Origin of the sequence: Epilithonimonas hominis (genome assembly GCF_003730015.1) — a bacterium.
In the GTDB taxonomy this organism is placed as follows: domain Bacteria; phylum Bacteroidota; class Bacteroidia; order Flavobacteriales; family Weeksellaceae; genus Epilithonimonas; species Epilithonimonas hominis.
Genome location: NZ_RJTU01000053.1, coordinates 1 through 15094, shown reverse-complemented (window position 1 = coordinate 15094; position 15094 = coordinate 1). Strand labels below are relative to the sequence as shown.

Genomic DNA, 15094 nt, shown 5'->3' with positions numbered 1-15094 from the left:
AATGAAAATATTTCTCAATCTGATCAAACGGGAGTTCGGCTTATTCTGGAGCAACAAAGTTCTCAGAATTTTGTTTATTGGGGCTCCTTTGATGTACGGTGTTTTGTTGGGATATGTGTATAGCAAAGGGAAAGTGACAGATTTACCAATCATAGTGGTAGATTATGACCAAAGCGCACTCAGCCGGAAAGCCATAGAAATGATGAATGACAACGAAGTTTTGTCTGTTGCAAGGCTGCAGTTTGACGAGACAAATCTCAATCGTTTGATGATTGAGAAAGATGCAACCTGCGTCGTTATTATCCCAAAAGATTTTGAGAAAGATGTGCTGACAAAACGATATCCTGAAGTTACTACCATCATCAATACCGCAAATGTATTGACGGCAAATTATTCTTCATCAGCCCTTCAGCTGGTATTAGGAACCCTCAAAGCAGGAACACAGGTCGAAACCTTACGTAAACAAGGAGTTCCGGAAAATTTGCTAATGAGCCAGTATGAGCCATTTAAAACTACGTTTATAAAAAAGAACAATAGAAGCACCAACTATATGTATTTTTTGTGGCCAGGTGTTTTGGCTACTGTGCTTCAGCAGGTATTGTTATTGGGGCTTGCTCTTTCTTTTGCTTCCGAGTTTGAAAACGGCACTTTCAAATATCTGGTACATAAAAGCCGTTCTGCATTTATGCTGATGCTGGTTAAAATCGTGCCTTATCTCATAATGAGCTTCGGGATATGGCTGATGTACTGGGGTTTTACCAAGTGGTTCAGAATTCCTTTTTATGAAAACATTTTTCCGCTTACCCTTATAGCGGGCGTTTTTGTAATCTCGGTCTGCTTTATAGGAATTTTGGTAAGTATCCTTGTTCCGAACCAGCTGAAAGCTACGGAAATCCTTATGGTTATTGCCACACCCAGCTTTATCCTGTCAGGATTTACCTGGCCGCTCAGCCAAATGCCGGCTTGGGTTCAGTACATTGCAAATATCATCCCGCTTACACATTTCCTGCCTGCATTTAGAATACTTATCATAGAAAAAGGCGCTGTAGACCTCACCTATCCCTATGTTATAAAAATGATAATCATAGGAACAGTAAACGCCATTGCCAGTTATAGTGTTTTATTTTACAAAGTCCGAAAGATTAAAAGAGAGGAAATGTAGCGAGATAAATATAAGCCAAAAATTATATCGGCCTGCATAAATCTATTAAATAAGATGCTATGAAAGCTTACGAAAGTATTAAAGAAATATTATCTTTTTATCACGTACATTGTGAGGAACCTTACTTTATATCGTCAGGAAAACTCATTTTTGAATTCCCAAAAAGACTCTTCCGAATGGATTTTTATGCATTCTGCATCTGTGTTTCTGGTAGTATAGATTTAGAAATTGATAATCAGCATTACAAGATATCCCAAAACGGATTCCTGATATCTGCTCCATCAACAATTATAAAATTTGTAAATACCAGCAAAGATTTCCGTATGAAGGTTCTATTCTTTGAAAAGAATTTCCTGCTCAGGAACATTTCTAATCCATTTTTTATCGAGAATCTGTCTCTATTCAATAAAAATAGCTTTAACGTAGTAATTTCCGACGAATCAAGTAGCACGCACTTAATCAATTTATTGGATTATCTTCAACAGCAGACCACGAGGAATGGTCGTTTTACAGAAGATATTGTTCGTACTATTATTATTAATATTTTATTGGAAGTTGCAGTCCTAACTGATGAAGACAGAAAAGACAACGCATATCCTACTCCACAGGATAACAATCATATTTTTTTTAAATTCAATGAATTGGTAAAAGAAAATATTTTGCAGCATAAGGACGTACAATACTATGCTGACAAGCTATTCATTACCAACAAATATCTTATTCTGATTGTAAAAAAAGCGACCGGCAAAACGCCACATCAGATTATTGATGAGGCCTTATTAAAAGAAGTATGCGTTCTGCTCGGCTATCCAGAAAAAAATATTTCTCAGATTGCATTTGAAACAGGCTTTAATTCTACCTCTGCATTCGGCCGTTTCTTTAAAAAGCATGCGTCAATATCGCCCCAAAAGTACCGAAGACAACAGCATTTTTAAAAAAGAAATTCCGTATATGATTTTCGAATTTAGGGATACCAAGGAATTAAGGTATATCAATACCTTTATCATATAAAAATAACCTAAAAAAATATCATATGAGCAATTCGAACAAACATGCGTATTTCATCGGAGGCGGATTGGCAAGTCTTGCCGCAGCAGTTTATCTTTTGGAAGATGCTGGATTTAAAGGCGAAAACATACACATCATTGAAGCCCTGCCGATTTTGGGAGGTAGCAACGATGGTGCAGGATCTAAAGAAAAAGGTTTCATCTGTCGTGGCGGGCGTATGCTCAACGAAGAAACCTATGAAAATTTTTGGGAATTAACATCCCGTATCCCTTCTCTGGATGTCCCGAACATTTCAGTAAAAGACGAAATTCTGGCATTTGACCACGCAAATCCGACAAATGCAAAAGCGCGGTTGATTGACAAGAACGGAAACATTTTACCCGTAACGGATATGGGTTTCAACACTCAGGACAGGATGAAATTTGTGAAATTGTTTTTTGCCGATGAAAATGATTTAGACAACATTACCATTCGTGATTGGTTTGACGACCATTTTTTTACAACCAACTTCTGGTATATGTGGCAAACCACTTTCGCCTGGCAGGAATGGAGCAGTATTTTTGAATTTCAACGCTATATGAAACGTATGCTGTTGGAATTTTCACGTATTGAAACATTAGAAGGCGTTACCAGAACACCATACAACCAATATGAATCCGTTATCTTACCGTTGAAGGCATTTCTGGATCAGCACAAAGTGGACTTTTCATTAAGAAAAACCGTTACCGATTTGGATTTTGCCGATAATGATGGCATTACCGTAACGGAAATAGAATGCATCAATGCAGAAGGAAACACAGAGAAAATAACCGTGAATGAAGGCGATTTGGTATTCTTTACCAACGGATGTATTACAGACAATTCTAATAACGGCGATTATAACACGCCTGCAAAATACTTGCCGTCAAATCCGCCAAGTTTTGCATTATGGCGTAAAATTGCCAACAAGAAACCCGGCAAGTTGGGTAATCCCGACCCGTTCTTTACCAAACCTGACGAAACAAAATGGTATTCTTTCACACCAACATTCAAAGGAAATAAATTTCTGAAACTTATTGAAGAATACACTGGAAACAAACCCGGTAGCGGAGCTTTGATGACATTTAAAGATTCATCGTGGCGGATGTCAATTGTGGTGGCTGCACAACCGCATTTCAAAGCGCAAGGCGATGATACTACTATTCTTTGGGGCTACGGATTATATCCAGATGCAGTGGGAGATTATGTGAAAAAGCCGATGATTGATTGCACGGGCGAAGAAATTTTGACGGAGTTGATTCATCATTTGCATTTTGAAAAACACGAACAGGAAATAAAAGACAGCGTTATCAATGTTATTCCGTGTATGATGCCTTACATCGATGCTTTGTTTCAGCCAAGAGCTAAAGCAGACCGCCCTGCAGTTGTTCCTGAAGGCAGCACCAACCTAGCAATGATTAGTCAGTTTGTAGAAATACCGGAAGATATGGTATTCACAGAAGAATATTCGGTTCGTGCAGCACGCATCGCGGTATATACCCTACTCGGTCTCGATAAAAAAGTAACACCAGTAACAGAACACTGGAAAAAACCAGACGTGTTGGCAAAAGCCATTCATACCGCGTACAGAAATTAAAAATAAAAAAGTGTTGCTTTTAACTTTGTCCAAGTTCTTTCTTGCTAAAGGCGTATCTCTCTTTAATCTATAAAAGAAATTGTCTATAATAACCAATTTATCTAACTTTATTCTGCTCTTGCTTTTGTCAAGGGCAGAATATTTATTTTTGTACAAAACCAACCGACTATGGCAAAACACACATCAGGATATATAAAGAGGAAGAAAATTGCCAACTCAGGTACGCACAATCTTTTTTATGAATTATTCGAACCAATAAATGAACCTCCAAAGGCTACTGTCCTTATACTACACGGGATGCAGGAGCATAGCGGTCGTTATAAAGATTTTGCGGAATATCTGGCGACCAAAGGTTTTGCAGTTCTATTATATGACCATCTCGGACACGGAAAAACGGCGGAAAACCAGGAAGAACTAGGTTATTTTCAAGAAGAAAATCCCAAGCAGCAACTGATAGACGATGCCGCAACGATGGCAGCATATTTAGAAAACAACTATCCTAACATTTCTCATTTTTTACTGGGGCATTCTATGGGGTCTTTCATTGCAAGATGCTTACTTCAGAATCAGGAAGCTGATTTTAAAGGCGCTGTCATCGTGGGAACGGGAGGAAAAATCAACGGAATCGGTTTGGCTAAATTTTTCCTGTCCATCAACAATATTATTGCTCCAAAACACCGGAGCAAATTCATCAACCAAACTTTTTCAAAAATTAATAATCAACATTTTAAAGGCGAGAAAGATGGCGACCTTACCAGTTGGCTGAGCCTCAGCAAATCCAACCGGGAATCATTTTGCCGGGACAGCCTATGCGGAGTACCTTTTACCAATAATGGTTTTTACGCATTAGTTTCTCTAAACCAACAGGCAACGGAAAGAAAATGGGCAGAAAAATTACCAAAGGAATTTCCTTTTCTTTTTGTAAGCGGAGCTGATGATCCGATAGGAGACTTCGGAAAAGGTATTGAAAAAACGGTAACACAAATGCAAAAAGATGGTTTTACAGATGTTAAAACTAAAATTTATCCTGCTATGCGGCACGAAATACTTAATGAGGATATTAAAGAATATGTATATGAAGATATAAGGGATTGGCTCAATAAAAAAATACAGCAATTGGAAAAGTAGACTAAAAATATTTTAATTTAAAAAAATAATTTGTTAATGATTAAAATACGTAGTTTTTTACAGGAAACAGGCAATATCACACAGTTTACCAAAAATTACTTTCTATTAGGTTTCCGTCCACCATATGAAATAAAGGAACTGCTCGCACAATGCTATCTCATAGGTTACAAATCTTTGGGGCTTATTGCCATGACAGGCTTTATCATCGGCTTGGTTCTTACGATGCAGCTGCGGCCAAGCCTCGTACGCTATGGTGTGGAATCCCAGCTGCCTGTAATGGTAGGCATTGCCATCATCCGTGAAATAGCACCCGTAATCGCCGCTCTCATCTTTGCAGGTAAAATTGCCAGTAGCATCGGGGCAGAGCTGGGCTCGATGCGGGTTACCGAACAGATAGACGCAATGGAAGTAAGCGGTACACATCCTTTTAAATACCTTGTTGCCACACGTGTCCTGGCTACAACATTTATGCTTCCCGTACTTATCATACTGGCGGATGCCATTTCACTATATGGTGCCTGGATAGGTGTTAACATTGGCGGTACAACTAGCCTGTCACTTTTCTATTCACAGGTTTTTGACTCCTTGGATTTCAGTGACATCATACCAGCTTTTATCAAAAGCTTTTTTTTCGGTTTTGCAGTGGGAATCGTGGGTGCCTATAAAGGCTATAATGCAGTAAAAGGAACACGGGGCGTGGGGAACGCCGCCAATTCAGCGGTCGTGCTCTCCTCTATCCTTATCTTCGTTTTGGACCTGATTGCGGTACAGATAACCGGCATTCTCGGATATAATTAAATCATCATTATGGCGGAAACAAAAACAACAGCAAACGGCAATAATGACAATGGACCGGCCATCGTCATTGAAGATATTTATAAAAGCTTTGGTGAAAAAAAAGTGCTTAACGGTTTTAACCTAACGGTCGATAAGAACGAAAATGTTGTAGTTCTCGGAAAATCAGGCACGGGAAAATCTGTGCTTATCAAATGTATCGTCCGGCTTTTAACACCTGATAGCGGTAGGATAATGATTTCCGGGCAGGATATTGTCCAACTGGAAAATCAAGAGCTGGATAAGGCACGCTCAAAAATAGGTTTTCTTTTTCAGGGAAATGCCATCTATGATTCTATGACCATCCGCGAAAATCTGGAATTCCCTTTAAGAAGACGGTGGTTCCGGCTGAAGCAGGATGAAATTGACGCACGGGTTGAAGAAGCACTCGATAGTGTGGGGCTTAAACATACCGTAGACCTTATGCCATCCGAATTGTCGGGAGGGATGCTGAAAAGAATAGCTCTGGCACGTACTGTCATCCTTAAGCCGGAAATCATCCTTTATGATGAACCTACCACCGGACTTGATACGGTAACAGCAAAAGAAATTGACAGCCTCATAATGGATATACATAACAAATACAAAACATCATCTATAATTATCTCACACGATATGAACTGTGTGAAAAATACGGCTGACAAAGTAGTCTTGCTGCTTGACGGAAAATGCTACGCACAAGGTACTTATCAGGAATTTGAAAGTTCTGATGACGAAAATATTAAACAATTTTTTGATTAAAATATGAATAAAAATAATATCAAGCTCGGCTTATTTGTAATTTCGGGGTTTATACTTATGATGGCTGTTTTCTTTTACATCGGCAGCGGTTCAGGCATTTTTACCAGCAAATTTGAGCTCAGGGCAAGATTCAAAAACTCCAATGGACTCAGAGAAGGAAGCAATGTGCTATTTTCAGGGATGCAGGCAGGTTCTGTAAAGTCAGTAAAATTGTCCGGAAGGGATGATATAGAGGTCATTATGCTTATAGACAAAGATATTGCAAAGCATATAGACAATAATGCCAAAGCCTCGATTGGAACAGAAGGCATTATCGGCAATGCGGTGGTCAATATTTTGCCTTACGGTAAGCCGGGCAGACCAGTGCAGGAAAAAGAATATCTCACGGCAGATACCAAACCAGGTGTGGATGAAATACTCAACACGCTATCGGCAAGCAACAACAATATACAGGATATATCCAAATCTCTTAAAAACACTGTGCATAAAATTGACAGCAGCCAGATTTTAAAATTAATTAATGACAAGTCGTTTGCCGAAAACTTAAAATTATCCATCCTGAAAATACGCCAAAGCACGGAAAATATAGAAAACCTGAGCAGTACTGCAGAAGCCATCATTACGTCTACACGCCAGGGAAAAGGAGCAACGGGACTTCTCCTTGCCAACAAAGATTTTGAGTCCCAGCTTAAGCAGACTTTCAATAACGTCAATGCCGCCAGCAATAATCTTAATACAGTAAGCAATGAACTTATCATAGTTGGTAAAAACCTGCAGGCATTCAGTAAAAATATAGAAAATGGAAAAGGACCGATAAATGCCCTTATCACTGATACCGTTCTTACAAAAAACATCAATAACAGCCTTTACAATATCGAAAAGGGAACCGAAGGCTTCAACCAGAATATGGAGGCTCTGAAGCATAATTTTCTCTTCAGAGGTTACTTCCGCAAACAGGAAAAAAAGAAAAAGGAAGCCGAAAAACAGAATCTCCAAAGATAACATCATTGGAATATCAGCACATACAATTAGAATTTTGGGATATATAAAGTGAAAGCAATATGTATAACTTTATTAAACAAAAACAAGGTTATTTTATCATATATTATAAACTAAAAAATTCTAATTATGTATTACAGTAATGGGAATTACGAAGCATTTGCCCGCCCGAAAAAACCGGCAAATATTGAACAGAAATCTGCCGTAATTATCGGTTCGGGATTAGCTTCATTGGCCGCCGCAGCTTTTTTGATACGCGATGCGCAAATGGAAGGAAACAAAATCCGTATTCTGGAAGAATTAGCTTTACCCGGTGGCAGTATGGACGGTATCTGGAATGAGCAGAAAGGCTACATCATACGAGGCGGACGGGAAATGGAAACACATTTCGAAACCCTTTGGGATTTGTTCCGCTCGATACCCTCATTAGAAGCGGAAGGCGTTTCCGTACTGGACGAATATTATTGGCTCAATAAAGAAGACCCTAGCTTTTCCCACGCCCGTGTTATCGAAAACCGTGGAGAAAGACTGCCCACGGATGGTAAGCTTACCCTGTCCCAGAAAGCCATCCACGAACTTATAGCGCTGGTTCTTCTTCCTGAAGAAAAACTACAGGATGTACAGATAGACCAGGTATTTACAGAAGAATTTTTCCAATCCAACTTTTGGACATACTGGGCTACGATGTTCGCATTCGAACCTTGGGCAAGTGCGATGGAAATGCGCCGATATGTTCTTCGTTTCATCCATCACGTTGGCAGCGTAGCAGATATGTCCTCATTACGCTTCACGAAATACAACCAATATGAATCACTGATTCGTCCGTTGGTAAGCTACCTTGAGTCCCACGGTGTTACCTTCCAGTATGATAGCCAGGTTCAGAACATACTTGTAGAAAATGAAAACGGCAAAAAAGTAGCGAAGAAAATCGAATATATTAAGGATGGCAATGCAGAAAGCATCAGCCTGACCGAAAACGACCTGGTGTTTGTTACCAACGGCTCCATTACCGAAAGCAGTACATACGGTGACAATCATAACCCTGCTCCTGTTGCAGACGGCATTGGCGGAAGTTGGCAGCTTTGGCAGAATCTGGCAGACCAGGATGATGCCTTTGGAAAACCCGAAAAGTTCTACAAAAACATTCCCGAAGCCAACTGGGTAATCTCCGGAAGCATTACCTTCTTCGACGAAAAAGTGATTCCGTATATAGAAAAAATAACAAAAAAAGACCCAAGAAGCGGTTCAATAGTGACTAGCGGACCTGTCACAATAAACGATTCTAACTGGTGGTATGGCTTTTCCATCAGCAGACAGCCCCACTTCAAGGCTCAGAAAAAAAATGAAATAATTGTTTGGGTTTATGGGTTGTATTCTCATAAACCAGGAAATTATATCCAAAAGAAAATTACGGAAGCCACGGGGATAGAGCTTTGCAAAGAATTTTTATACCATATTGGTGTTCCTGAAAATGAAATAGCAGAAATTGCACAAGCTGCCAACAGCATCCCTTGCCGTATGCCTTATATCACATCTTACTTTATGCCTCGTGCATTGGGAGACCGCCCATTGGTGGTTCCAGAGGGTTCTGTAAACCTGGCTTTTATCGGTAATTTTGCCGAAACTGGAAAAGACACCGTATTCACAACCGAATATTCCGTGCGTACAGCAATGGAAGCAGTTTACACCCTTTTGGATGTAGACAGAGGTGTCCCGGAAGTTTTTGCTTCTTCATATGACATCAGGGTACTGCTGAAATCCATCTATCACCTTAATGACAACAAAAACCTCAATGAAATTGAATTTCCTTGGTTGATTTCAATCCTTGAGAAATATGGTATCAAGAAAATAGAAGGTACTTATGTTGAAGAGATTTTAAAAGAAGCTAAGTTGTTATAAGAGGTTGTTTTATACTTGAAAAACTCAGGATTTTAAAAATCCTGAGTTTTTTATGGTATTTATACTTATGGCTTCTTTCACTGTTTTCGATGAGAATTCAGGATACTTTAAGCTTTCAAAAAATCCTTGCTTTGCCATTCCGGTTCAGGATATTTGTAAAAACCTTCGCCGGATTGCTGACCAAGTTTTCCTTTGTCGATAAGTTCGGTTTTTAGCTTTTCTGCTATTTTCTGTGTTAGTTCTCCCGGGATTTCTTTTAAGATGTTGTAATTGGTGTTCATCCCATTCAAATCTAAAATAGCCATTGGTCCAAAAGGAGCACCTGTTGCTATTCTCCAGGTTTTATCGATTGTTGCAGGATCGGCAACGTCATTCGCCCACAGTGCAAGGCCAGCCACCAAAAGCGGAATCAACAAAGAATCCAGAACGTAGGCTGATTTTTCCTTCCTCAGTTCCACGGGTAGCATAGCAATGGATTTTGCAAACTCTACAATCTCGTTATAAACTATTGGGTCGGTTTGATCAGAACCCATTATTTCTGCTGTATTGCGAACCATTATATGATTGGCAAAATGTAGATGGATGAATTTTTCCGGACGATCGGTAAATGTGCTTAATCTGCTCGGCAAAAGTGTGGATGAGTTACTCGCAAATGTGGTTTTTTCCGGCGCGTGCTCAGAAGCTTTTTCCCAGAAATCTTTTTTGATATCGATGCTTTCCGGTACGGCTTCTATCAATAAATCAGCATCCTGTAAAGAAGCATTCAAATCTGTAGAATAAGTGAGATTATTTTTGGTATTTTCGATTTTTTCTTCATCAGCTTTCAGGTAGTTTTTATATTCTTCAGCCAAGACATCAAAACGGTTTTTTGCCTTATTTAAAGCTTCATCATTAACATCATAAACCGTGACTTTATAGCCGAAATAAGCGCACTGCACCGCAATCTGAAAACCGAGAACGCCACTTCCAGCCACCACAACATTTTTAATACTGATTTTAGATAAATCGGCTTCCGGCACTTTCAAAAAATCTGGACTTTGCCACGAAGGATTTGGATATTTGTAAAAGCCTTCGCCAGTAGAAATTCCCAGTTTATTTTGGTCTATGAAGGTTGATTTAAGTTTATCTAGCACAATCTTATCATCTGTTTTGCCCTTGTCTACTTGCAGTTTGTAAATGTTGTAGGGTGTCGTCAATCCGATAATATCATACAAAGCCATTGGTCCGTAAGGCGAACCAGTTCCCAGCATCCAGGTTTTGTCTATGGTTTCTGGCGTAGCATAATCGCCAATCCAAAGCTGCATTCCGGCATTCAGAAATGGATTTAATAAAGAATTGAGCACATAACCTGGAACTTCTTTTTTTACCAAAACAGGCACCATCCCTATCGCCTTGGAAAAATCGACTATTTCCTCAGTTATTTTTTCGTCGGTTCCTGGATGTGGCATAATTTCCGCCGTATTTCGCAACCATATTTGATTGGCAAAATGCAGGTTAAGGTATTGAGCCGGTCTTCCTGTCACCTCAGCAAACTGACTTGGCAACAAGGTGGATGAATTACTTACAAAAATGGTTTTCTCCGGTGCAATTGCGGAGAGTTGCTTATAAAATTCCGTTTTTATTTTAATATCTTCTGGCACTGCTTCTATCAAAAGATCGGCATCTTTCACAGCAAATGCCAAATCGGATGAATAGTGCAGTCTTTCCCTGGCTTTTGCAATTTGTTCTTCGGTGGCGCCAAGATCCTTTTTATGACTTTCGGCCAAGCCCTCGAACTTTGCTTTCGCCTTTTCCAACACTTCATCGCTGATATCGTAAACCGTGGTTTCAAATCCGTGAATTGCTGTTTGAAAAGCAATTTGGAATCCTAAAACACCACTTCCAGCTACCGTTACATTTTTTATTTTGCTCATAATTTTGGTTGATTTTTGGTAATAAACTTTACGGAACTAGGACTCAGAATCTTCATTTTCAATTATAATTGATAAAACTCCGGACTGAATGCTTCCTCCAAATTCTTTGGTTCTTTACGTTTTTTGTGGTTTAGCTCGTGTCTTGAGGTTGAAGATGTTACATACGCTGACTGTCGTGAACGCTGTAAATTTCCAATCGGTGAATTCTCTTCTATAGTTCTGAACGGTGTAAACGACAGATTTTCCATAATTTCAAAATTACCATCCTCAGGAACCGTTTGTTTTGGTATTGTGATTTTTGCCACCGTACGGAATGGTGATAATTCCTGCGACCATTCTTTTGTAAGGTCATTCACAGGCATTTCTTTCAGGTCTTTGCAAAGTTGTATTTGCAACTCAAACGTAAGGTTTTTTTGAGCTATTTCTTTGATAATTCCTTTTCTGTACGGCCATTCTGCGCTGTCTAGATCAATATCTTTTTCCGTGATGGCGTTCGTGGTCTGCTCAGTTGGGATCACTCTTACTTTGGCGATATAATCACCGTGGCGTACCGCTCCCATACTGTAAAATTCATAAAGAAAACTGTTGATTGAAGGGATTTTTTTAAAAGTTTTAAGAGCGCCCAATTCCTTCAAAGCCTCAAAATTTGGAAATGCTTTTTTATTTTCGGTGACCCAAAGTGTGGCAAATTCCAATTTTCCCAAGGCTCCCTTTTCAAAGAAATCATTTAGCTTTAAAAAAAGCTTTGAAATGAAAACATAATGTTCTGCCGAGTTACAGAAAAACACCGGATTATTAATCAGGTTAAAATCAACATTGGGAGAATCTTCCTCTCCGGGAGATAATTTTTTGCCATCTATCCCAAAAATCTTTAAAGCAAATCCTTGTGCATTACCGCTTAGTTTATCGGGCAAAACTCTGGACGAACCATTGGAAAAGCGAACTGCTGCCTGGTGTTTTCCGGGTTTCGCATAAATGCCCTGCGCCAGTTCTTCGGGCAGATTATCCAATATTTCAACCTCTGCTTTCAGCACTGCATAGCCATTGGCGTGCGCATCTCTTGTATGATGGGTCGCCCTGCTTAGGTTTGGCGTATTTTTGATGTATTCGCGGATATCGTTATTAATGGTGGTAATATACTCATCGAAATTTTCTGGAATTTCTTCCACTTCGTAACTGTACTTGATGTATTCTTCCATAGTGCTTTTTTTTATTTTAATTCGCTAATCCATTTTAAAGCAGAAATGCTTGGGATAAAACAATATTCGCCGCCTTTCACGATGTTGTAGGTCTGCAAACCACGGTATCTTTTGATGAGGGGTTCTCCAGGTACAGAAAACAGTGCGTCTTCGTCCTGTACACCGATCAAAGGATCTTTTTCTGTTCCCAGATTTTGGGCGTTACCATCGTTTGCCCATTGTTTTTGAAGAAATTCCAGTGTTCGCATTGCATCGGCACTAATGCCAATAAAATACTGTCCACGTTCCTTACCGTCATTTTTGGTTACCTCCGGCGGAACAATGTCGCCAAAAGTTACACTTTTTCTGATGATCCTGTGCAAACGTTCATCCTCCAAAACAAAAGATTTGGAATCTCTTGGGTACATCCTGCGGATATGCGAACTGAACGGACACTTTTTACCGTACTCATCATTCTTGAAAGAAAAATCATTGTTTTTTTGCATATCATCTCCTAGCGATTTATCATCCTTTTCGGGAGCTAAAACCAAAGGTGCACCACTTCGCCAGCGACCTACCATTTTAGCAGCCAAGAGCTCTCCCTCTTCCGGCGAAGAAGAATTTTCTTTAACGAATTGATTAAATTCTGCCACTTGGCTCTGGTACTTTCTGAAAACCATAAAAGAACCGTTCTTTCCTAAAACTTCAGGTTGTGGAAATGGCTTTATGAAGCCTGCTTCTCCAGGATAGCCCATTATAAATTCGCCTGCTTTAATTGGACGATCAAATCCGGGCGGCACATCTATCCCACTGCCTTCAATCTCCGGATTACTGATGCCATCCCTGAATCCGAATACATTTTTAACCTCTTCAGATACTGCGAAATCGTGGCTCATTATTACTTCTACGCCGCTGTTATTCGCCAATTCAGAACGAAATTCCTCCAGCTTGCTTTTCCACGCCTCTTCATTGTTGGCGATAACTGCCGCTGCGATGTGAATATGTGATCTTTTAAAAACCTTTTCCCAGTTTTTAGGGTCATTGACTCCAATGTCATACAGAAACCGGGAACGTTCTGCCATTCCCTCCTTGAAGGATTCGGGGAAAGTCTCAAGCGACTCTTGAGGGACACCGATTTTTTCTAGACCTTTATAAGTGAATGTCAAAGTAAGCGATGCGCCTTCATTCTTATGCCAGTCTTCCGCAGAACTCACAATCGGCAAAAGTTTTTGGAGCATTTGTCTGGCTGCCACGGCATCTTTGATTTCAATAATAGCCACTGTTCCGAAATATGGTATAGGTCGGCTTCTGAGAATTAAGGCCTGTATTTCATTCAGCTCAATTTCTACTTTATTTGGATTAAAAATCCGCTTTAAAAATTCCAGTGCCATAGATTAGATTGTATTTGCTTCGTCAATTGCCTTATTCAGTCCTTTAATGATTTTATCATATCTCCTTGTATCATTCACCGTAAGATGCGGAACACCTACATACCAACCTGTCGCGGTAATCTGATGGTCTAGAATGAACTGTTTTACACTCGGGTCTTTTATGCCTGGCCATCCTTCTATATTCCCAAAAATGATGTCCATCAGCTGCGGAATTTTTGTAGCGAAATCATCAATATAAGAATCCCAATCACCATCGTAAGCCGTGCAGAAAAGAATCTTGGTATCGTTATCAAACAAAACTATACGAAGATCATGCAGCGTTCCTACTCTGTTTGCACCTTTCAGATTTCCGCCTGCAATTTCCATTATGGTTTTGAGATTTTCTGCACCTCCGGGTTTTAGGTTTGCCATCGCAGTTAACTCAGATACACGACCGGATCTTAACCCTTTTTTTCCGGCAGATGTAGTGGAATGGTCGTAACCATCATCGATACCTTCACTGAAATTCGCCTTTGCTAGCTGGGCAACCAATTTTACTTTGTCTATAATACTCATAATTAAGATTTTGATTAATAATTTATATTGTTTTGTAAATCAACAATAATTTTGAGGAGAATAGTACAAATATTACGCCATAGCAATCTATCGTAATGTACCGAAATTCGTATTTTATGTACTGAAACTATGAATTTTTAAGCTTTATTAAAAGACGTCAATTGACAAATGATAAAATCTTAAGTCTACTCGTATTGTAATTATTGACAGAATATATTACATTAAAATATGGCAACATCGAAAAAGAAAAGAACCTACACGTAAAAGAAACTCGGCTGTATTGATTCAATCTACCTATTGCTAATTCAATTCCAATAAGCTTCTCCTCACGGTCATTATGGTCTTTGAAAATACAGATTAAAGTTCGTAGCCGCTCATAGTTACTTACCTATTTATTTCATAAGCATATTTTGTATGTTCTCAACAAAGTATTGTAAACTGCGCTGTCGAATTCAACTTAGTAGTATGCACTTTTTGATGTAAATTCTGTAAGTCACTGAAATAGATTATTTCTTAAGTCACTAATCTTAAAAAAATTCTTTTTGAAAGTTCGAATTGTTCGTTTACCTATTTTATCAAATCTTTTTAGGGCACTGAATGGTAACTTTTATTGGATCAATCTCAAACCTTGGGGAGGAAAATAAAAATGATAACTTTGGTAAATGTTAAAC

At 39.2% G+C, this 15094-nt stretch carries 12 protein-coding genes; 8 read left to right on the top strand and 4 right to left on the bottom strand.

Translation table 11 applies throughout. The features are described 5' to 3' along the window. The first annotated feature begins 1 nt into the window (after nt 1). From EGH73_RS07460 to EGH73_RS07425, 8 genes are all read left to right on the top strand, one after another. The gene (locus EGH73_RS07460; RefSeq protein WP_123281320.1) at nt 2–1162 is read left to right on the top strand and encodes an ABC transporter permease; all 1161 of its coding nucleotides are present in this window, start codon (nt 2–4) and stop codon (nt 1160–1162) included. 59 nt (nt 1163–1221) lie between these two features. Continuing rightward, nucleotides 1222–2097 (top strand): helix-turn-helix domain-containing protein, encoded by an 876-nt coding sequence (locus tag EGH73_RS07455; protein WP_123281319.1) that lies wholly within the window; start codon nt 1222–1224, stop codon nt 2095–2097. A gap of 98 nt (nt 2098–2195) precedes the next feature. Then, on the top strand, nt 2196–3785 hold the full coding sequence (locus EGH73_RS07450; protein WP_123281318.1) for an oleate hydratase: 1590 nt from the start codon (nt 2196–2198) through the stop codon (nt 3783–3785). Nucleotides 3786–3953: 168 nt separating this feature from the next. After that, on the top strand, nt 3954–4913 hold the full coding sequence (locus EGH73_RS07445) for an alpha/beta fold hydrolase (RefSeq protein ID WP_123281317.1): 960 nt from the start codon (nt 3954–3956) through the stop codon (nt 4911–4913). Between the two features lie 36 nt (nt 4914–4949). After that, a complete protein-coding gene (locus EGH73_RS07440; protein WP_028122566.1) occupies nt 4950–5711 on the top strand; it encodes an MlaE family ABC transporter permease in 762 nt (253 codons plus the stop codon). A gap of 9 nt (nt 5712–5720) precedes the next feature. Beyond that, nucleotides 5721–6488: an ABC transporter ATP-binding protein gene (locus EGH73_RS07435; RefSeq protein WP_123281316.1), complete on the top strand. Its 768-nt coding sequence runs from the start codon at nt 5721–5723 to the stop codon at nt 6486–6488. 3 nt (nt 6489–6491) lie between these two features. After that, complete coding sequence (locus EGH73_RS07430; RefSeq protein WP_123281315.1) at nt 6492–7490, top strand: MlaD family protein; 999 nt, start codon at nt 6492–6494, stop codon at nt 7488–7490. Nucleotides 7491–7616: 126 nt separating this feature from the next. After that, the gene (locus EGH73_RS07425) at nt 7617–9386 is read left to right on the top strand and encodes an oleate hydratase (RefSeq protein ID WP_123281314.1); all 1770 of its coding nucleotides are present in this window, start codon (nt 7617–7619) and stop codon (nt 9384–9386) included. A 107-nt stretch (nt 9387–9493) separates the two neighbouring features. Here EGH73_RS07425 and EGH73_RS14345 read toward each other — a convergent pair whose 3' ends face one another. The 4 genes from EGH73_RS14345 to EGH73_RS07405 form a co-directional block, all read right to left on the bottom strand. Then, nucleotides 9494–11299: a 3-hydroxyacyl-CoA dehydrogenase gene (locus EGH73_RS14345; RefSeq protein ID WP_123281313.1), complete on the bottom strand. Its 1806-nt coding sequence runs from the start codon at nt 11297–11299 to the stop codon at nt 9494–9496. A gap of 62 nt (nt 11300–11361) precedes the next feature. Next, nucleotides 11362–12498: a catalase family protein gene (locus EGH73_RS07415; RefSeq protein WP_123281312.1), complete on the bottom strand. Its 1137-nt coding sequence runs from the start codon at nt 12496–12498 to the stop codon at nt 11362–11364. An 11-nt stretch (nt 12499–12509) separates the two neighbouring features. Further along, nucleotides 12510–13868, bottom strand: a complete 1359-nt coding sequence (locus tag EGH73_RS07410) for a Dyp-type peroxidase (RefSeq protein ID WP_123281311.1) — start codon at nt 13866–13868, stop codon at nt 12510–12512. A gap of 3 nt (nt 13869–13871) precedes the next feature. Then, entirely contained in the window at nt 13872–14423 is a 552-nt protein-coding gene (locus EGH73_RS07405; RefSeq protein WP_123281310.1) for a hypothetical protein, read from the bottom strand. Nucleotides 14424–15094 lie beyond the last annotated feature (671 nt).